The sequence below is a fragment of the Micromonospora aridisoli genome, from assembly GCF_056150025.1.
Genome location: NZ_JAXCFK010000002.1, coordinates 1 through 18,839, shown reverse-complemented (window position 1 = coordinate 18,839; position 18,839 = coordinate 1). Strand labels below are relative to the sequence as shown.

The following is an 18,839-nucleotide window of genomic DNA, read 5'->3' as shown; positions in this document are numbered from 1 at the left end:
GAGGTTCAAATCAAGGCGACGTGATGCAGGAAGCTCTGACCATTGGCCAACTCGCCGCCCGCAGCGGGGTGGCGCAGTCCGCGCTGCGCTACTACGAGCGGCTGGGACTCATCCGGGCCGAGCGGACCAGCGGCAACCAGCGCCGCTATCACCGCAGCGAGCTGCGCCGGGTGGCGTTCATCCGGATCGCCCAACAGATCGGCATCTCGCTGGAGGAGATCCGTGCCGCGCTCGACTCGCTGCCCGCCTCCCGTACCCCGACCGCCGAGGACTGGGCCAAGCTCTCCACCGCCTGGCGGGCCCGGCTGGACGAGAAGATCCGGCTGATGAGCCGGCTCCGCGACGACCTGGACGCCTGCATCGGCTGCGGGTGCCTGTCGTTGCGTCGCTGCACCCTCTACAACCCGGAGGACAATCTGGCCGGTGAGGGCCCAGGGGCCCGCCTCGTGCTGCCCGGCTAGCGGCCCGCCGCGCTCACCCGACCGTTAGTAGGACCTTGCCGACGTGTTCGTTCGACTCGACCAGCCGGTGCGCCTCGGCCGCGTCGGTGATCGGCAGCCGCCGGTCGATCACCGGACGCACCCGACCCGCCTCGACCAGCGGCCAGACCTGCTCGCGTACCCCGCGCACGATCGCTGCCTTCTGCGCCAACGGCCGGGCCCGCAGCGCGGTCGCCGCGACCGTGCCACGCTTGGTCAGCAGCGCACCCAGATCCAACTCACCCTTGCGACCGCCCTGCATGCCGATCACCACCAGCCGCCCGTCCGCGGCCAGGGCGGCAACGTTACGGCCCAGGTAGGACGCGCCCATGATGTCGAGGACGACGTCCGCGCCCCGGCCGTCGGTGACCCGGCGGACCTCCTCAACGAAGTCCTGTTCCCGGTAGTCGACCAGCAGATCGGCGCCCAGCTCGCGCAGGCGCTCGTGCTTGGCACCACGCGCGGTCGCCACCACCCTCGCGCCGAGCGCCGCACCGAGCTGGATCGCGAACGTGCCGATGCCGCTGCCGCCACCGTGCACCAGCAGCGTCTCGCCCGCCGCCAGCCGGGCCACCTGCACCACGTTCGACCAGACCGTGCAGGCCACCTCCGGCAACGCGGCGGCGTCGACCAGGTCGACGCCGGCCGGCACCGGCAGCACCTGCCCGGCGGGCACGGCCACCCGCTCGGCGTACCCGCCGCCGGCCAGCAGCGCGCAGACCTGGTCACCCACCCGGACGCCGGCCACGTCCGGACCGGTCGCGCTCACCACCCCCGAGCATTCCAACCCGGGGTACGCGGGCGCGCCCGGCGGTGGCGGGTAGTGCCCCTGCCGTTGCAGCAGGTCGGCCCGGTTCACCGCGGTGGCCCGTACGTCCACGAGCACCTCACCCGGACCCGGCTGCGGGTCGGGCACCTCACTCCAGGTCAGTACGTCGGGTCCACCGGGCTCCGGAATGGTGATCGCGCGCATGGCCCAGTCATACCCGATCCGACGCCCGGTCCACGTCGCTGGGACCCGTCCGGTTTCGTCGGCGCACGGGGTGGCTCGGCGATCGCCGGTACCCGGGCCGTGGCAGACTAGGCACGGCCGCGCACCGCGCGGTCCGGGAGGGTTCGCCTAGTGGCCGATGGCGCTGGTCTTGAAAACCGGTAAGGCAGCAATGTCTTCGTGGGTTCGAATCCCACACCCTCCGCCCACCTTGACAGCAAAACACTCCTTGACCAGCGCCAAACGCCGGGCGGTCCATTGATGGGGAAGAGTCTCACTTCTCGCCCAGTGCCGCCGTGTGTCGCTGGTCGTGTCGTGTACGTGTCGGCGTCGCTCGGCGCATCTCGGCCTGATCTTCAGTGTTGACGCTTCCCGCGATCCGCTTCCGTGGTTTCATCCTGGCCGTCGATGCACGAAGCGTAGGTCCTGAACGGCACGCGCGCCCTTGCGTGGGGTGTGACCAAGCGAAGCGATCGCGATCAAGGCGGTGAGCACCACGTCCGCCAACTCAGTTGTCACCTCATGAGCGTGTGAGTGACGCCCTTGCGCGGGTTCCGACCATCGCTGCCAGGCGCGCGGCGACGACCTTCCTGGCTGTAGTGACCTTCAGCCTGTGCTTGCCATCTCCTCGTGGCTGCGCCCATTGATCGCGTCCAGCGGGGCAGTGACTCTCTGGCAAACATAGGCGCGCAGGTGTGGCGTCGAATCGGCTAGGCCGGCGTAGGTGCCGATTAGGATCATCTCGGAATTGCGGACAGGCGTTAGGATCCCCACATATTGAGTTGATCTAGTGGCATAGATATTCTGTAACCTTCGGCCCTGCGGCCGGAGTCAACAGGAGAGTGCCGGATGGCTGGACCGACCTTGGCCGTGAAGCTTTTAGTTGGCGGCGGCTGTGCAGGTCTGAACTGGGGTGCACACTTTGCCGCGAGGAAGTACTACGAGGAGAAGGGTGAGACCCCTCCGGAATGGCTGAAGCTGACCATTAATGTCAGCTCGACCCTTATGGGCGTGGTGTTCAATCACCGGCCCGATGGCCCACCACCACCGCAGCCTGCCCCCTGACAAGGACGCTAACCCCGACGGCCATCTACGAGCATGGCCGGGACCGCTTGACGTCCGACGATCCGCAGGTCTTGCGGGCCGTGCGGGCTCATCGGATGGCCGTCGGCGGTGGTGGAACGCGCAGCGTGGGATGCGCAGCCCTTGTCCAGCAAGCCGCTACGCCGATGTATTCGTGCAGCAGATCCAACGCCGTCACAGCAGATCGCGAACAAGCTGCGGGCGGCCATCCTCACGCGCCGACTCGCCCCCGGTGACAAGCTGCCGTCGCAGCCTGAGCTAGCCACCCGCTACGGCGTGGCACGAGAGACAGTCAAGCGAGCCCTAGACCTGCTCCGGGCAGAGCGACTGATCGTGTCCCGGCAGGGCAGTGGGGCATACGTCCGGGCGCAGACACAGCGAGCCGTCGAGCTGCGCCCGCACATCGAAGCCGCGTTCGGTCGTCCACACGTCAGCATCGACTTCGCCGGATTCTCTGGCGAGACGCTGCGCGACGCGCTCGCCGAAACACTCGACAAGGTGCGTGTCGGTCGGCTCGCGCCGGAGACGATCGCCGTGCGAATCCTGATCTCCGACATGGCCGCGCCGATGGCACTGCCATCACGGGCTGAGACACAGGCCGACGACCCTGCGGTACGCGAACGCGCGGAGCGAATCACTCGCCGAGCAGCAGACGGAATCATCGATCAGGTCGCCGAGCTAGGCGACCTCGGCCTGATCCGGTCGACCACCGTTGAGGTACGAATGCACCGAGCGTCCCCGCTGTTCAAGCTTTACATCCTCAACAGCGAAGAGGTCTTCTACGGCTTCTATCCCGTCGTAGAGCGCACCGTATCGATCAAGGGTGAGCCGATGGCCATCTATGACCTGATGGGCAAGGACGTGCCGCTGTTCCACTACGCCGTGACCGACGACGACACCTCACACGGCACGCAGTTCGTAGAGGCGTCCCGCCAATGGTTCGACTCAGTGTGGACGACCATCGCCTACCGGTACGACGCATGAACGCCGACCTCGGCCGACTGCTCGGCGACGTAGACGCGCTGCTACTCGACTTCGACGGACCGGTGTGCAGCGTCTTCGCCGGGTGCCCGGCACCTCAGGTTGCCGCCGAACTGGTCGATGTACTTCGGCGGCACGGGGTCTAGAGGACGCGCTCTGCGCAGCCGAACGCCGGGCCGTCGACACTGCCGAACCCACGCCGTACGGCCGGGAAGTCATTGTCGCGGCGCGTCAAGCCGGAATGCCGGTAGCGGTGGTCAGCAACAACTCCGCTGGTGCTGTGACTGCCTACTTGGCAGCGCACCGGCTCGCGAGGTACGTATCGCCAGTGGTTGGCCGGGCATGCGCCGAACCTGACCGTATGAAGCCCAATCCGGAACCAATTCTGCAAGCTATGCATGCCGCCGGCCAGTCGGCGAGCCGATGCGTGCTTGTGGGCGATTCGCTCTCGGATATCAACGGGGCACGTGGCGCAGGAGTGCGCGTAATCGGCTACGCGAACCGGTCGCACAAGGTTGAGGCGTTCCGGGCTGCCGGGGCGGACGTGCTAATCAAGAGCATGGGGCGAGATAGCCGGCGTACTGATAGAACGGATCTGATTCACAGCAGGGCCTTACCCGGACGCATCACTGCCAGACTTCATCGCCATCGCCAAAGAGGTCGGGGTCGTTGGTGCGAGGTATGAGGCTCGTTCGGCTGGCCACCGCCAGTTGCGAGTTGAACGTATATGTCAAGAGAGGGGTCCACCTACGGCGGCCCCACCATGGTCGAGGCTCGACAAGCGCTTCGATTGTTGCCTTGTAGGGTCCGTCTTCAAGCGTGCTATAAGGGTTATCGCGCTGAAACTCGATGAAGCGCTCCTCAGCCGACCGGCCGTTAACTGTGAAGGGGGACGCGAATGTGCGTGTCTCGTTCTTAGGGTAAACGGCCGTGTGGGAGGCGATCCACCGGAGCTTCATGGGTAGATCATCTTTCTCACTACTAGGGTCACCCTTCCGATCGATGTGAAGCCGTAGGTCGGTCACAACCAACGCGGCAGGGGCAGGGTTGTGTAAGACCAGTGAAAGCACAAGGACCAACTTGTTGGAAGAAAAAGATCCACTGTACGCATGAGAGGTGTAGCAGCGCAGACGCCCGCGCCGAACCTGAATCCACCAGAAGGAGGCAACTGTAAAGAGTAGGGCCAGGACTGCCACGGCGATGCTCGGCGTTATCCAAGCATCCTTGCTGTCGAGGATTGGCACGGTACGGCTCACTAGACGTAGATCGCCAGGGGTAGAACCTGGATCCCAGGGCCAGTTATTGCCAAGTTCGAGAGGTCCATGCCCGGCATCGCATCCCGCAGGCCGGAGAAAGCATCCTCGGCAGATCCCGTTCCCGTTGCATCAAGTACGGAGAATACTGTCCGCCGGAGAAGGTTCACCTTCTCGCCCGGCTGGAGGATCTGAGTCACCTTTCCCAGCGCTGTAAACGATCCAGCCATTATGTGCTGTTGTGTAGCTTCCGTAATGTACTCATTCGATGCTGCCAAGATGGCGTGTCGGTCATTGTCCAGGGTCATCGTGAGGTCTAGAACGCTTGACTTCGCTATGTCCGCCTTTAGGATGCGAAACATTTCAAGGTTGTCGGGTTCGAGGCTCTGGCTCTGCGAAGAGGTATTCTGGTTGCCCTTCCTCTTGGCTGGCCGGGACGCCTGGGCCTTCGGATCGCCATCCAAATCCCAGCCGACATAAGGAGCGATGGCGGACATGAGGTCGATCACTTTCCGCAGCGGGTCTCCGGTGATTGTCCCCCTTACCTCCACGAGGTCGCCAACTTGAACATCTGACAGTTTCGTGGAAGCTTCAAAAGTTTTAATCGCGTTGGCTGATTCGAGCCGTTGCCGAAGGATGTTGAATAGCGAGGCTGATGTGTGTTCACGAACTAGCCTGGCCTCGACTGATTCGTCGCTCTGCGAACGTCTGCGGTACCTGCCCTCGGCGCTTAGAGTAAGGCCGAGCCACTGGGCGAGGCTAGGGACACCCGCCTTGGCGGATCCCTCGCCCTCGCCCTCCTTTGTTGATCCAAGGCGCTCGGCGACCTCGCTGGTGTACGCCACTCCGTCATCGAGGGTTGCCAGGAAGCTGACCATCATCGGCACATCGAGGTAGACAGGATGTGCGAGCAGTATTGAGCTGGTCTTGGTTGTCCTTGCCACAGTCATCGTCCTTCCTAGGGGTAGCGCCTCAGCATAGGACCGAAACTCACGTTCCACGCGACGACACGAGGTGCGGCGGATGGCAGGGACGTGAGTAGAAGTCGGGGTGTGGACCCAAGCGCGACGCGCGTGCCGTGTTTGTGTCGCAGAGTGGCTGATGGACCGCATAGCAGCAGCTCAGAGCCCCAACGCTCTTGGTCTTGAAAACCGGTAAGGCAGCAATGTCTTCGTGGGTTCGAATCCCACACCCTCCGCCCTGAGCAAGTTTTCGGCATTGTTGTCCTCTTCAGGACAGCCACAACGGCGGGCGTCTGCGACCATGCGCGCGTGACTATTGGTGCCAATCGGATCCGTGGATATCTTGCAGCCGGAACGTTGGTGCTGTGCAGCCTCGGCGTCACGGTGTGGGTGGCGGTGAAGGGCGGGTCCGCACAACCGCTCGACGGAGTGACGACCGCTTTCCTCACGGTACTGTCCGGTCTGTTCCAGATCCTCGGTGCCACCGCTGCGGCCCGAGCGGGGAAGGTCGACCCGGGACACGCGCGGAGCGCGGTCACCCGGCTGACCCGGATCGGTCTCCGCGCCCAGCAGGCCGAACAGTGGGCGAACATGACCAAGGACTCGGGCAGCACGGTGAAGAGCCGGGAGGCGTTGGGGCAGATCGGTCTGCTGCTGTCGTACGTGCAGGAAGACGCGAGCGACATGATCGATGAGTGGCGTCACTTCCACCCTGGGGAACTGGGAAAGATCCGCAGCGGGGAATTTGTGTCTCCGAATCGGTCGGCGGAGGTGTGGCGTGGTTGACCGACTTGAGGGTCGAGTTCGTGAGGTGCTGGGAAATCAGAGCTTCCGGTTGGACATAGGCGCCCGGCACGGGGTCGAGGTCGGCATGCGGTTCGCGATCATCGACAACCGGCAGGTCCACTCCGCCCTGCTGAAGATTGTGAGCGTCGAACCGGGCGAGTCGGTCGGCCGGGCATTCACCGAGTTCGCGTCCAAGGACGATCTCGCGAAAGCCGTGGGAGGTCCGGCCTGGACTGGCGGTACGGCCACGGGAGCCTTCACGGGCTCCGTGATCGGCTCGGTGCTGCTGCCGGGGCTGGGCACGGTGCTGGGTGCGGTTGTCGGCAGCGTGGTGGCGGGAGAGGCCAGGAGGCGACGGTTCTCGTCGTTCGCCCCAGGCGACCCCGTCATCCAGCTCCTCAACGTCGAAGGCAGCGAGGACATCCGAACCAAGGGGTGATCTGCGGACGGTCGTGTCACCCCTCCGGTGGACGCTTCTGCTGTTCTTCGCGGATCTTCTCGTCGGCGAGCCGGTCGAGTGCCCGGCGGCGTTCCTCGCTGAGGGCCGCCTCGTCACGACGACGTACGGCGTCGATGACGGCGGTGATGAAGTCGCGCCAGACCCCGGCCAAGAGACTCCTTCGCTAGATGGTGCAGGGTGACAACCGCCGTGAGGTGCTTTCGGTTACGGCGGACTCGGGGTCGGTTCTGTCGAATGCCAGCGCGTCACAGGGTATGAAGGGGTCGCAGAACATCACTTCCACCGGAAGGACCTGTGTCGATGACCCTGGAACGCCCCATCGCTCCGGACCCGTACGAGCTGCTGCCGACCGTCGCCTCCTTCACGCTGACCAGTGAGGATGTACAGAACGGTGAGCCGATGGACGCGGCACACGCCCACGGCAGCACCGGTGGTGACAACGTGTCGCCGCATCTGGCCTGGTCGGGTTTCCCGGCGGAGACCAAGGGCTTCGTGGTGACCTGTTTCGACCCGGACGCGCCGACCGGCAGTGGTTTCTGGCACTGGGTACTGGTCAACCTGCCGGCCGAGGTGACGGAGTTGCCGCGCGGCGCGACCGGCGATGACCTGCGGGGTGCGTTCACCGTGCGCAACGACTACGGCGAGCACGGCTTCGGCGGCGCCGCGCCGCCGTCGGGTGACCGTCCGCACCGGTACGTCTTCGCGGTGCACGCCCTCGACGTGGAGCGCCTCGACGTCACCCCGGAGGCGACCCCCGCCTACGTCGGCTTCAACCTCGCCTTCCACACCCTGGCGCGAGCCACCATCCGCCCCACCTACCAGATCACCGGCTGACCCGGCCCACCCTCGGTTGATCATGAGGTTGGCGGCAGAGTTGATCTATAAAAGTGCCGCTAACCTCATGATCAACGGGGGAGGGGTGGTCAGGTCAGGCCGGGGTGCGGGCGACGGCGAAGACGGACTGGCCGAAGGGCGGGCGGACCAGTTGTTCGGCGGCCTTGGTGGCGGGGAGGACCAGGGTGTCGTAGACCTTGACCATGGGGCCCTCCTTCGGCATCAGGCGGAAGACCTTGGTGGCCATGAAGTAGCCGATCAGGCCGAGTGCGTTCGCGTAGTGGATCTTCTCCACCCGCAGGCCCGCCTCGGTCATCGCCGCCGACAGGGTCTTCTTCGTGTAGCGGCGGACGTGGCCGGTGGCGATGTCCGCCGGGCTCATCGCGAACTGGAACGCCGGCACGATGATGACCACGGCGCCCCCGGGCCGGACCAGCTGACCCATGCTGCGCAGCGCTCCGACGTGGTCCTCGATGTGCTCCAGCACGTTGTACGAGACCGCGGCGCTGTAGTCGCCCCGCTCGGAGTGGGGCAGCAGCATCTGGCGGACCTCGATCGAGGGCCGGTCGGCGAGGCGCTCCTTGAGGGCCACCAGGCGGTCCGGATCGGCCTCGGTGGCGGTGAACCGGGGGAAGCTCTCGCTCCACTCCAGGGCGTAGTCGCCGAGGCCGCTGCCGATCTCGATGGGGTTGTCGCCCAGGTACGGCACGGCCAGCTCGACGAACCAGCGCCGGTGATTGACGGCGGTGGCGAGGCCCTCCAGGACCTCCGACTGCACGCGCTGATCCCCAGTGATTTCTGCCATGCGTCGATTCCTCACGATACGACTCGACCCGCGCCGGGACCGACTGAGTGAACCATCCGCCCGGACGGCGGGGATATCGGGGCCCGCGATGGCCGAATAACGGTCGGGGTTGGGTGCACACGATCGGTGGTGGTCAGCGAACCCGGCCGATACTACGCCAGTGCCCCGAACCCTGCACGGTGGCCACATAGGCGGACTACGCTCTGAATTGTTATGACTACTCCCGATTCGGACCGACCTGTCGAGCAGTCCGACCCGGGAAGGAGGACTGTCCGAGCGCGCGGGACGGCCAACAGGGCCAGCTCAGGGCGGTGGAAGGACATCGCGGCGGTGGCGAGCTTCGCCGCCCTCGGCTTCTGGGTCACCGCGCGGATGTGGCTGAACCCCGGTGATGGAATTCGGGATAATCCGACCGATATGGCGCAGTTCGAATGGATGATGGCGCACGGTGCCCGGGTCGTGACGGAATTCGCCTATCCGTTCTCGTCGGATCGGATGAACGTGCCCGAATCGGTCAATCTGATGGCAAACACCTCCGTCTTGTCCGTTTCGTTGCCGATGACGCCGATCACCCTGCTGTTCGGTACCCGCGCCGCGTTCCTGCTCTTCCTCACCCTCGGCATGATCGCGACCGCCACCGCCTGGTACCTCCTGCTCTCCCGGGTCATCCTCCCGGGTTCGCGGGGGCCGGCCTGGCTGGGCGCCACGTTCTGCGCGTACGCGCCGGCCATGGTCTCGCACGCCAACGCGCATCCGAACATCGTGTCGCAGTACGTGGTGCCACTGATCATCTGGCGTACGCTCCGGCTCGCCGAGCCCGGACGTTGGCTACGCAACGGCCTCCTGCTCGCCCTGGTGATCGTCTGGCAGGCGTTCCTCAACCTGGAGATCCTGCTGATGGTCGCCATCGGCCTCGGCGTGGTGGTCGTCGCCATGGTGATCGGCCGGCCCGAGCTGCGAGCCCGGGCCCGCCCATTCCTCGCCGGACTCGGTGTCGCCGCCGCCGTCACCGCCGTGCTGCTGGCCTATCCGCTGTACGTGCAGTTCTTCGGTCCCGGTGCCTATCACGGGCTGCCCTGGTTGATCCGGGGCTACTCCACGGACCTGGCCTCGTTCTTCGCCTACTCCCGGGAGTCACTGGCCGGCGACGCCCGCAGCGCCGCCGGGCTGGCCAAGAACCCGACCGAGGAGAACGCCTTCTTCGGTTGGCCACTGGTGATCCTGGTGCTGGCGCTGGTGTGGTGGCTGCGCCGCAACGCCGTGGTGATCGGCCTGGCCGTGCTCGGGCTGCTCTTCGCGGTGCTCTCGCTCGGCCGGGAGATCCGCTTCGACCGCCGCGGGACGGGCGTACCCGGACCGTGGGCGTTGCTGGAGGACCTTCCGGTCCTGCACTCGGTGGTGCCGACCCGCTGGGCGCTGGCCATCACCCCGATCATCGGGTTGCTGCTGGCCTACGGTGCCGAGCGGGTCCGCGAGTTGGCGGGGCGGTACCCGAACCACCGCCCACAGATCCGCTTCGCCACCGTGGTGGGCCTGGCGATGGCGCTGGTGCCGGTGCTGCCCACTCCGCTGCCGACCAAGCGGCTCGAACCGGTCCCGGAATTCGTCACCTCCGGGGCCTGGCGTCCCTACCTGGCCGGCGGGCGCAGCGTGGTGACCCTGCCGCTGCCCGACACCGAGTACGCCGAACCGCTGCGGTGGTCGGCGCGGACCCGGCTGGAGATGCCGATTGCCCGGGGATACTTCCTCGGCCCGGACACCCGACCGGGCCGGAACCGGGTCGCCCTGTTCACCGCGCCACCGCGCCCCACCAGCAGCTTCTTCGGCACCATCCGGCGTACCGGTGAGGTGCCGCCGGTCACCGAGCGATCCCGCCGGGAGGCGGTGGAGGACCTGCGCTACTGGCGGGCCGGCGTGGTGATCCTCGGCCCGCACGAGCACGCCGAGGCGTTGCGTGCGGGAATGACCGAACTGACCGGCATCGAGCCGGAATTCGTCGGTGGCGTCTGGGTGTGGGACGTGCGCCCGCTGACGGGGTGAGTGAAGGGACCAGCTCAGCTGCGGATGCAGCAGCCCTGGCAGACCTTCGGCTTCGGCAGGGTGAAGGCCAGGCAGCAGGTGCGGCGCTGCACGATCGGCTCGCCGTTCGGCCCCGGCACCAGCTCCACCAGGTCGGCGAGGTCGAGCGCGTCAAGCAGCGTGCCGATCGCGTCGACCGCGGAGCCGGGCAGCGCGTCGGCGGCGCGCAGCAACCCGTGGGCGACGCCGGAGGCCACCGAGCCGAGCAGGGTACGGGCACCGATGCGGACCTCACCCTGGATCGCGGCGACCACCGGGGACAGGTGCGCGTCCAGCAGCGAGGCACGCAGCGCGTCCAGCAGTTCCCGCTCGTCGGCCACGACCCGGACCTGGGGCACCCCGGCGAGCGCCAGCGGGTCGTTGGGCAGTACCGCGACCGGGATCGACTCCCGTAGTCCCAGGGTCACCAGGGCGCGACGGTCGGCGAAGTGGATCAGGGCCGCGTCATGGTCGAGCAGCGGCACCCGTCGGGCGGCGGCCCAGCCGAGCACCACCGGCAGCGCGGCCCAGTAGCTGTACGCCTTCCAGGCGAGCGCGGCGGAGGCGTGTGGTGTGCCACCCCAGAGGCGAACGGCCGAGTCGAGCAGTTCCGGGAGCCGTGCTCCGGTCAGCGTCGTCGCCGGGACCCAACCGGCCTCGTCGACGACCAGCAGACCCGGTGCCAGCCCGGGCAGGTCGTCGGTGCCGAACATGGCCCGCAGGGTCGCGGTGACCGGGGCCAGGGGTGTGGTGGCGGGGTCCCGGACGGGCAGCACCGCTGTCACCTCATCCACCCCCACGCCATCTGGCCCATCGATTCGAAGCGTCTTGACCGCACTAAGGCTAGCCTAACCACACTTCTGGCGCAGGGAAACCCAGCGGGGGGTAAGGCGGGTGACCCGCTCCATCTGCCGGGACGAGAACTACTCAGCGTGGCGGTTCGGGGACTCGGGGCAGTATCGACACGAAACAGTCAACAGTCAAGGCTCCTGTCGATTAGGTGCCAGTTATGTGTGCGACCGGCGACTCAACGTGAAACTTGGTACTCCCGGCCACGAGGAAGCTGATGACGACCTCACCGCTCGATCGGGCTGCCGACTCCTTCGCCGCCGAACTCGCACGGCATCGGACGGAGCGGGGGCTGTCCAAGAAGCAACTAGCCAACCTGATGGGCTTCGACCCGTCGTACGTCAGCCACGTCGAGGGACGGAGGCACCGGCCGACGGAGGACTTCGCCCGCCGCGCCGAGGCCGTCCTGGAGGCCAGCGGCGCGATCTGGCAGCGCTTCCGGGAATACGACGACCTGCGCCACGCCCGCAGCGAACGCAACCACCGCGAGTCCAGCCTGCCCGGCCAGTGGATGCCCCCGGGCACCGGCCTGATCGTCGAACGCGAGACGGCCACCCTCACCCACACCGACGACGCCTACCGCTGCGTCATCCGACGCGAGTTGTACAACGCGGGAGTCGAGCCGGTCACCCGCTACCTGGTCCGCGTCGCCGTGGACCGCTACCCCAGCGACCCCGGCCGCTCCAATCGGCACCATCGGGAACACCCGCTCAGCTTCGCCGAACTGCAACTGCGCGCGTGCCGCGAGGAGGCCGGCGAACGTGAGGCCATGCACTGGCGTGCCAAGCACGACCGGGACGCCTTCAAGGAGATCTGGCTGCTCTTCGAGAACGCCGAACGGCGCTTCCCGCTCTACCCGGGCCGCCGCGCCACCATCGAGTACGCGTACACCGTCGGGCAGGACAAGTGGGGGCCGTGGTTCCAGCGTGCGGTCCGCGTACCGACCCGGCACCTCGCCGTACGCCTGAACCTGCCGGCCGGGCTGGACCCGCAGGTCTGGGGCGCGGAGACCTCGCTCTCGGCGGAGGAGGGCCCGCTGCGCACCGCGGTGACCCGGCGCGACGAGGACGACCGGGCGATCTTCGACTGGGCCACCGACGATCCGCCGCTGAACGCCCGGTACCGGCTGCAATGGCGGTTCCGGGCGCAACCCGAGCCAGAGCCGGAGGGGGGCCGGGTCCGACCGTCCGACCGGATGCGCGGGCTCGGCATCGTCCAGCGCGGCGCCGACCTGCTGCGGCAGCCGGCCCGCCCGTTCGACCTGCCCCGCGAGGAGCAGCTCGCCCGGGAGATCGTCGACCGCCTGGTCACCGCACTGGCCCGACTGGACGAACTGCACCCGTTCACCAAGGGGGTGGGAATCGCCGCCCCGCAACTCGACATCGGTCGGGCCGCGGCGGTGGTCCGCCCGCCGGACCGTACGGCCGAGCCCGTCGTGCTGCTCAACCCCCGGGTGGTCGACGCCGCACCACACACCGATGAGCAGTACGAGGGATGCCTCTCCTTCTTCGACCACCGAGGACTGGTGCCGCGACCGCTGCGGCTGGACGTCGAGCACGCGCAGCTCGACGGAGGCCGGATCATCACGTCCTTCGAGTTCGGCATGGCCCGGCTGGTCGCGCACGAGATCGACCACCTGGAGGGCCGGCTCTACGTCGACCGGATGGCACCGGGCGTGCCGTTGGTGCCAATCGAGGAGTACCGCGAATCCGGCCACCCCTGGCGCTACTGAACGTGGCCAGCTCCGCGCGGCGTCACCTCGCCCGCCCGGGTGGGAACGACGGCCGGACGGGCGAGATGGCGCGGGGCGGTGCCGGTCCGCCCGATCGGGGGACCGGGGCGCGTGCCCCAGGGGGCAGGGGCACGCGCCCCGGTGCGGGGGGAGCAAAGCTCTACAGGTTGCCGAACGTGTCGTACCGGGTGCGCTGCGGTGGTACGTCGTCCGCGGCGAGGACCCGAAGCGTCGAACGCACCATCGACGCCGATCCGGAGACGAAGCAGTCGTGGGCCGTCCATGGTCCGTACCGGGCCACCACGTCGGAGATGTCGCCCTGCTCACCGTCGAACGCCGGGTCGTCACTGCACGCCGGGGTCACCGACAGCCACGGGTGGGCGGCGACCATCTCCCGCAACCGGTCCAGCCCGTAGAGGTCCGCCTCGGTGCGGGCACCGTAGAAGACGTGCACCCAGCGGGCCCGGTTGTAGCCGGTCAGCTCCTCGACCAGTGCCTTGATCGGAGCCAGTCCGACGCCTCCGGCGACGCAGAGGATGTCCCGCTCGGACGAGCGGTCCACCGTCATCGAACCCATCGGCGCCGCCACCCGCAGCAGGTCGCCCGGCTTGGTCCGGCGGACCAGCGCGCCGGACACCCAGCCGGCGGCGTCGGCCGGCGTACGGACGTGGAACTCCAGCACGTTGTCGTCGTTCGGCGCGTTCGCGATCGAGTACGTCCGCCACACACGGGGATGGTGCCGGGGCACCTCCACGCTGACGTACTGACCCGCCTTCCACGCCAGGGGGTACTGCAGCGCCCGGCAGGTGACGACGGCCGTGTCCGGGCCGTACCGCTGATGGGTCAGGACCTCGGCGTGCCAGAACGGCGGATCGTCGTCCGCGGCTGCCCCGGCGAGCATCTTCTCGGCGATCGCCGCGTACGCGTCCCGCCACGCCTGGTCGTACTCCAGGTTCCAACCGTCGCCAGCGGTGCTGCGCAACGCGTCCAGCAGCGCGACGCCCATCGTGTCGTAGTGGGCCGCCTCGACGTGGTACTTGCGGTGGTCCCGGCCGAGGGCGCGGAGGAACTCGTCGAAGCCCTCCGGGTCGTCCACCGTGTGGATCGCCGCGATGATCGCTTCGAGCAACCGGTCGCCCTGGCCGGTCATCTGGACCGGGAAGAGCTTGCGCAGCTCGGGATCGAGGAGGAAGAGCCGGGCGTAGAAGTAACCGCTCAGCCGGACCCGGTCCTCCTCGACCAGGGTCCAGCTCTCCTTCAGCAGCCGCGCGAAGTTGTCCACCGGGGGCGCTCCTTCTTCTGACGGCGGATCGGGCCCAGACAGAATCTCCACGGAGCGTGTATGAAGGTCGCACAGAATGTGCGATCGCATCGTGAGAGCTGCTCGCCGGAGGGCGAATGTCACCAGCGGGCCTCCGGTCAGGCAGAGTGGTCCGGTGACCGTTGAGCTCACCCGCCCGGTGTCCCGCCGGACGCTCGGCACCGAGACGATGCTGGTGCTCGGCCTCTCCCTCGGTCAGTCGGCCGTCTACGCCACCGTTTCGATCATCGCGAAGTTAACCGCGGAGGGCGGGCTGTCCCGGCAGACCGCCGCGTTGAACACCTCCGCGTCCGCACGCCCGTACCTCGACCTCACGTACCAGTTGCTCGGCATCGTGTTCGCGTTGCTGCCGGTGCTGCTCGCCCTGCACCTGCTGGCGCGGGACCCGGGCGACCCGGTGCGGACGCTCGGTCTGGACGCCGGGCGGCCCGGTTACGACCTGGCCCGGGGGGCCGGACTGGCGGCGCTGATCGGGCTTCCCGGCCTGGCGCTGTTCTGGGCGGCAGCCCAACTCGGCATCAACGCCACCCTGATACCGGCCGCCCTGCCCGACCTGTGGTGGACGGTGCCGGTGCTGATCCTCGCCGCGTTCCAGAACAGCATCCTGGAGGAGGTGATCGTGGTCGGCTACCTGATGACCCGGCTGCGTCAGCTCCAGTGGGGGGTCGGCGCGATCGTCGCCACCAGCGCGCTGCTGCGCGCCTCGTACCACCTCTACCAGGGCTTCGGCGCGTTCATCGGCAACGCGGTGATGGGAGTGGTGTTTAGCCTCTTCTACCTGCGTACCCGCCGGGTGATGCCGCTGATCGTGGCACACGCCCTGCTCGACATCGTCGCCTTCCTCGGCTATACCCTGCTGCCGCGCGAATGGTTCACCTGGCTCTGACCCGCGTCCCGGTGTCGCTCGCCGTCGCCCCCGCTCCGCGACGATCAAGAGGTTCGGTCCGCCTGATCGGCGTGTCGCGACGCGAACCTCCTGATCGACAGGCCCTGGTCCTCAGCGGGGGGTGGGTGGGCGGTAGAGGGCGGTGGCGCGGGCCGCCAGGCGCTCGGCCACGGCCGAGTTGCCGGCCGCCGCGGTCAACGCCGCCGTACCCGGCAGCAGCCGGGACGCGAACCGCAGAGCCAACCAACCGCCCGCCTGCGCGGTCAGTGGAGCCGCCAGCCGCCAGGCCGCCTCGACCGCCCGGAGCCCGGGTTCCTCACCCGGACCCTGCGCCGCCCGCGCCGCCGCCAGCGCCGATCCGGCGCTCGCGAGGTCCGGGTGCACCTGGGTCAGCGTGAGCAACTCCGCCGCCCGGTCCGGATGCGTCGGATCATGGTCGTACGCCGCCGCCAGGTGCAGCACCAGGTTCGCCTGCGACCACACCACCACCGCCAGCTCGACCACCGGCGCGAAGACCCCGGCCAGTGCGGCGGTGGCCCCACCGACGCCGGCCTGCCGGACGAAGCGCCGGGTGGCCAGCCGGGCCAGCCCGTCCGCACCCGCCTTCGGGTACATCTCCCGAAGCCGCCGCGCCCACTCGGCCGCGCCCGGCCCGAGGGCCTCCACAGCGGTCAGGGCCAGCAGCTCCGGAGCAAATCCCGGATGATCGAGCGCCCGCGCCACGAGCGCCCGCAGCTCCATTTCCCGCGTACGCCCCGAGCCCTCCGGACCACCTTCACCGACGGGTACGGCTCCGACCGCTGAAACTGCGAGCCCGCTGCCCGGATCCTCGGACCGGAGTTCCGGGGTTACTTCGCTGGTGTTCGCCTCGCTGGCGGTCGTCTTCCGCACCGCCTTCTTCGCGGTCTTCCTGGCCGTCTTCACCGGCTCCTGCCCGATCGACGTCGGCCCCGTCGGAGCGGTCGCGTGCGCCGTGGTTGACGCACCGGTTGCCGGACGTCTGACAGCCTTCCTCGTCGGCTTCGCGACGCTGGTCGGCTCGACCGTCGGTTCCGGCGTCTCTGCCTGCTCGTCGCTCGGCCGTACCGCCCTCTTGCGCGCCGTCGTCCTGGCCGTTGTCTTCCTGGTCTTTGCCTTCCCCGCCGGAGTTCCCGTGGCATCGGCGGGCGGCACGTCGATCCTCTCGGCGGGCGGTGCGCTGTCGCTATCTCCGGCGTCGGCCGTCGCGGCGACCGCACTCTCGGTGCCCGTCTCCCCGGTGTCGGAGGCAGCGTCCGGCAGCGATTCGTTCCCGGCGCGGGATGGCCCGGCCTCGGACGGCGATGCCGTTCTCGTGGCGGCCCTCCTCCGGGCCGGTCGAACGGCGGCCGGGGAAGCGTCATTCCCAGTGGTGTCGTCGCCCGTCGCCGGCCGGTCGGTACTACCACGGCGACGTGAGCTGGGCGCGGGGACGATCTCACCGCCCGGCCCGGCGGCCGGTGGAGCGGTCCGGTCGCTATCTCCGGCCACACCGGCGCCGGTGGTGAACGGCGGAACGGCCGGCGGCCCGGACGTCGCCGGCCGGGACTGGCGCGGCAGTGGTTGCTCCGGCACGGGTGGTGGCTGGAAGAGCACGCTCGGCGCGGCCTTCGCTCGTCGAGGGCGGGAAGCAGGAGGGTTCTCCTCTTCCTTCCGAGGCGGTGGTGCCGGTGCCGGAGGCGGCGTGAAGGTCGCCTCCGGGGAGCGTCGACGCGCTCCCTCAGCAGGTTCACGGCGGTTCTGCTCGCTGGGCGACTGCTCCTGCATGTCGATGGAGCGTAGTCTGGATCACAGCAACGCACAGCGCGAGCCGTCCTGGCCGCCGGAGCGGGGCTTGTTCCGGTAGTCGCTTTGCTCCCGGCCGGCCGGGGCCTGTATCCTCGGGCGCGGTGGTCTGCGGGCCACCTGGGAGACTTCGCCTAGTCTGGTCTATGGCGCCGCACTGCTAATGCGGTTGGGGTCTTAAAGCCCCTCCCGGGTTCGAATCCCGGAGTCTCCGCGCGAAGGCCGGGTGTGTAAACTGGCCGAGCACCAGCGCCCGTAGCTCAACGGATAGAGCATCTGACTACGGATCAGAAGGTTAGGGGTTCGAGTCCCTTCGGGCGCGCAAGATCATAAGGGGTCTGACCTGCCGGAACGGGCAGTCAGGCCCCTTCCCTGTTGTGTCCGTTGTGGTCGGTTGGTTGCTCGGATGGTGCTCGTGCGACGAGCATCCCTCGTGTCCCGGCCGGTCCAGGGGACTGCGTAGATTTCGGCTTTGTCTCACATTCGGTGGTGATGGAGGGTGCTGGTCAGCCGAGCAGGATTCGATGGCGCAGGAGAGCGAAGCCCGCTCGTCCGTACATCTGTCGTTTGATCAGTTTGGTTTTGGTGTTGACGCCTTCGGTGCCGCCGTTGTGGAAGGGGTGGGTCAGGGCGGCGTTGACGGCGTCGCGGTCCAGGCCGAGGCCGCGGGTGAACGTGTGCAGGTGGGGTAGGTCGGTGGCCTTGACCTCGGCGATCCACGTGTCGAGACGGTCGCCGTTACCGGCTGTGGGTGTGAGGAGCGCGGCGAACGAGCCGATGAAGGCGGCCAGCGCGGTCATCTGTGGACAGGCGCTGGTGAGAGCGTTGACGAGCGTGCGCTGATGGTCTGTGAGCTGGTCAGGTGTGGTCAGGAGGTAGCGGGTCAAACGCCTGGGAGACAGAGCTGGGCGGTCGGCTTCGACGCGGCCTTGGGTGATGTAGCGGTAGAGCAGGTTGAGGCTGCCGGTGTAGCCCAGTTCCCTGATCTCGGCGAGAAGTTGGGTGGCGCCGACGGCGGGGTCTTGTTCCCGGCGTCGGCGCAGGTGGTCACGGTAGGGGTCGACGAGGGTGGGCCGGTACTGCGGTGCGCGGACCAGGCGTTCGGGTTCGCTGATTCGGGCGTAGCGTTTGATGGTGTTGAGGCCGAGGTTGAGTCGGCGGGCGCATTCGAGTAGGCCGACGCCCTTGTCGAGCAGGTCGTGGACCTGCTGCCACCGCTGCCGGGTGGTCACCGCCCGTTTACCGTCCTGCGGCGGCAGGCCGGTGGCCCAGCACGTGCTGTGGGCGGTGACCTCTTTGCGGACGGCTTCGGCGAGGTTGTGCCACAGGTGCCAGCGGTCGGCGACCTGCACCGCCTCGGGTAGGGCGCGGCGGACCGCTTCGGCGTAGGCGCCGGAGGAGTCCCGGCACACCACCTCGACACCGGGATGCTCACGCAGCCACGTTTCCAGCGTTGCGGCCTTGCGGTCGGGCAGCATATCGATGCGTTCACGGGTGACCGCGTCGATCAGGACGGTGGCGTAACGGCGACGGCGGCACAGCGCGAAGTCGTCGAC

General features: G+C 68.1%; 18 protein-coding genes, 3 tRNA genes and 1 pseudogene. 14 read left to right on the top strand and 8 right to left on the bottom strand.

Annotation, left to right across the window (positions count from 1 at the left end):
• The first annotated feature begins 23 nt into the window (after window positions 1-23).
• Window positions 24-461 (top strand): redox-sensitive transcriptional activator SoxR, encoded by a 438-nt coding sequence (soxR, locus tag SM447_RS03535; protein WP_474571279.1) that lies wholly within the window; start codon window positions 24-26, stop codon window positions 459-461.
• 13 nt (window positions 462-474) lie between these two features.
• Here soxR and SM447_RS03530 read toward each other — a convergent pair whose 3' ends face one another.
• Window positions 475-1,452 (bottom strand): NAD(P)H-quinone oxidoreductase, encoded by a 978-nt coding sequence (locus SM447_RS03530; protein ID WP_474571278.1) that lies wholly within the window; start codon window positions 1,450-1,452, stop codon window positions 475-477.
• 136 nt (window positions 1,453-1,588) lie between these two features.
• Between SM447_RS03530 and SM447_RS03525 the strand changes: the two genes are divergently transcribed.
• The 4 genes and pseudogenes from SM447_RS03525 to SM447_RS03510 all read left to right on the top strand — a co-directional run bounded on the left by SM447_RS03525 (window position 1,589) and on the right by SM447_RS03510 (window position 4,133).
• Window positions 1,589-1,675 (top strand) — tRNA-Ser (locus SM447_RS03525).
• 644 nt (window positions 1,676-2,319) lie between these two features.
• The gene (locus SM447_RS03520; RefSeq protein ID WP_474571277.1) at window positions 2,320-2,535 is read left to right on the top strand and encodes a hypothetical protein; all 216 of its coding nucleotides are present in this window, start codon (window positions 2,320-2,322) and stop codon (window positions 2,533-2,535) included.
• A 141-nt stretch (window positions 2,536-2,676) separates the two neighbouring features.
• On the top strand, window positions 2,677-3,537 hold the full coding sequence (locus SM447_RS03515) for a winged helix-turn-helix domain-containing protein (protein ID WP_474571276.1): 861 nt from the start codon (window positions 2,677-2,679) through the stop codon (window positions 3,535-3,537).
• Window positions 3,534-4,133 (top strand): annotated as a pseudogene (locus SM447_RS03510) (HAD family hydrolase). The gene SM447_RS03515 and the pseudogene SM447_RS03510 overlap by 4 nt, the downstream one beginning before the upstream one ends.
• 656 nt (window positions 4,134-4,789) lie before the next feature.
• Here SM447_RS03510 and SM447_RS03505 read toward each other — a convergent pair.
• The gene (locus tag SM447_RS03505; protein ID WP_474571275.1) at window positions 4,790-5,737 is read right to left on the bottom strand and encodes a DUF6414 family protein; all 948 of its coding nucleotides are present in this window, start codon (window positions 5,735-5,737) and stop codon (window positions 4,790-4,792) included.
• A 321-nt stretch (window positions 5,738-6,058) separates the two neighbouring features.
• Between SM447_RS03505 and SM447_RS03500 the strand changes: the two genes are divergently transcribed.
• Window positions 6,059-6,535 carry a hypothetical protein gene (locus tag SM447_RS03500; protein WP_474571274.1) on the top strand — a complete coding sequence of 159 codons (477 nt, stop codon included), beginning with the start codon at window positions 6,059-6,061 and terminating at the stop codon, window positions 6,533-6,535.
• 85 nt (window positions 6,536-6,620) lie between these two features.
• Window positions 6,621-6,974, top strand: coding sequence for a hypothetical protein (locus SM447_RS03495; RefSeq protein WP_474571273.1), 354 nt, complete (start codon window positions 6,621-6,623; stop codon window positions 6,972-6,974).
• 16 nt (window positions 6,975-6,990) lie between these two features.
• Here the strand turns inward: SM447_RS03495 and SM447_RS03490 are convergent, their stop codons facing one another.
• On the bottom strand, window positions 6,991-7,146 hold the full coding sequence (locus tag SM447_RS03490; RefSeq protein ID WP_474571272.1) for a hypothetical protein: 156 nt from the start codon (window positions 7,144-7,146) through the stop codon (window positions 6,991-6,993).
• Between the two features lie 149 nt (window positions 7,147-7,295).
• Here SM447_RS03490 and SM447_RS03485 point away from each other — a divergent pair, with 149 nt between their 5' ends.
• Window positions 7,296-7,829 carry a YbhB/YbcL family Raf kinase inhibitor-like protein gene (locus SM447_RS03485; protein ID WP_474571271.1) on the top strand — a complete coding sequence of 178 codons (534 nt, stop codon included), beginning with the start codon at window positions 7,296-7,298 and terminating at the stop codon, window positions 7,827-7,829.
• Window positions 7,830-7,923: 94 nt separating this feature from the next.
• Here the strand turns inward: SM447_RS03485 and SM447_RS03480 are convergent, their stop codons facing one another.
• The gene (locus SM447_RS03480; protein WP_474571270.1) at window positions 7,924-8,634 is read right to left on the bottom strand and encodes a class I SAM-dependent methyltransferase; all 711 of its coding nucleotides are present in this window, start codon (window positions 8,632-8,634) and stop codon (window positions 7,924-7,926) included.
• A gap of 213 nt (window positions 8,635-8,847) precedes the next feature.
• Here SM447_RS03480 and SM447_RS03475 point away from each other — a divergent pair, with 213 nt between their 5' ends.
• The gene (locus SM447_RS03475) at window positions 8,848-10,674 is read left to right on the top strand and encodes a DUF6311 domain-containing protein (protein WP_474571269.1); all 1,827 of its coding nucleotides are present in this window, start codon (window positions 8,848-8,850) and stop codon (window positions 10,672-10,674) included.
• 14 nt (window positions 10,675-10,688) lie between these two features.
• Here the strand turns inward: SM447_RS03475 and SM447_RS03470 are convergent, their stop codons facing one another.
• Window positions 10,689-11,405, bottom strand: a complete 717-nt coding sequence (locus SM447_RS03470; RefSeq protein WP_474571871.1) for a hypothetical protein — start codon at window positions 11,403-11,405, stop codon at window positions 10,689-10,691.
• 353 nt (window positions 11,406-11,758) lie between these two features.
• Here SM447_RS03470 and SM447_RS03465 point away from each other — a divergent pair, with 353 nt between their 5' ends.
• Complete coding sequence (locus SM447_RS03465; RefSeq protein ID WP_474571268.1) at window positions 11,759-13,273, top strand: peptide deformylase; 1,515 nt, start codon at window positions 11,759-11,761, stop codon at window positions 13,271-13,273.
• A gap of 160 nt (window positions 13,274-13,433) precedes the next feature.
• Here SM447_RS03465 and SM447_RS03460 read toward each other — a convergent pair whose 3' ends face one another.
• A complete protein-coding gene (locus tag SM447_RS03460; RefSeq protein ID WP_474571267.1) occupies window positions 13,434-14,555 on the bottom strand; it encodes a globin domain-containing protein in 1,122 nt (373 codons plus the stop codon).
• Window positions 14,556-14,709: 154 nt separating this feature from the next.
• On the opposite strand from SM447_RS03460, the gene SM447_RS03455 reads away from it, so the two are divergent.
• Window positions 14,710-15,480: a CPBP family intramembrane glutamic endopeptidase gene (locus SM447_RS03455; RefSeq protein ID WP_474571266.1), complete on the top strand. Its 771-nt coding sequence runs from the start codon at window positions 14,710-14,712 to the stop codon at window positions 15,478-15,480.
• A gap of 111 nt (window positions 15,481-15,591) precedes the next feature.
• Here SM447_RS03455 and SM447_RS03450 read toward each other — a convergent pair whose 3' ends face one another.
• A complete protein-coding gene (locus SM447_RS03450; protein WP_474571265.1) occupies window positions 15,592-16,371 on the bottom strand; it encodes a hypothetical protein in 780 nt (259 codons plus the stop codon).
• Here SM447_RS03450 and SM447_RS03445 point away from each other — a divergent pair.
• The 3 genes from SM447_RS03445 to SM447_RS03435 all read left to right on the top strand — a co-directional run bounded on the left by SM447_RS03445 (window position 16,340) and on the right by SM447_RS03435 (window position 17,605).
• Window positions 16,340-17,344 (top strand): hypothetical protein, encoded by a 1,005-nt coding sequence (locus tag SM447_RS03445; protein ID WP_474571264.1) that lies wholly within the window; start codon window positions 16,340-16,342, stop codon window positions 17,342-17,344. The two genes, SM447_RS03450 and SM447_RS03445, sit on opposite strands and share 32 nt — an antisense overlap.
• A 62-nt stretch (window positions 17,345-17,406) precedes the next feature.
• A tRNA-Ser gene (locus SM447_RS03440) sits at window positions 17,407-17,497 on the top strand.
• A gap of 35 nt (window positions 17,498-17,532) precedes the next feature.
• Window positions 17,533-17,605: transfer RNA gene (locus tag SM447_RS03435), tRNA-Arg, on the top strand.
• Between the two features lie 184 nt (window positions 17,606-17,789).
• Here the strand turns inward: SM447_RS03435 and SM447_RS03430 are convergent.
• Window positions 17,790-18,839, bottom strand: a 1,050-nt coding sequence (locus SM447_RS03430) for an ISL3 family transposase (protein WP_474571263.1), incomplete at its 5' end; no start/stop codon positions are given.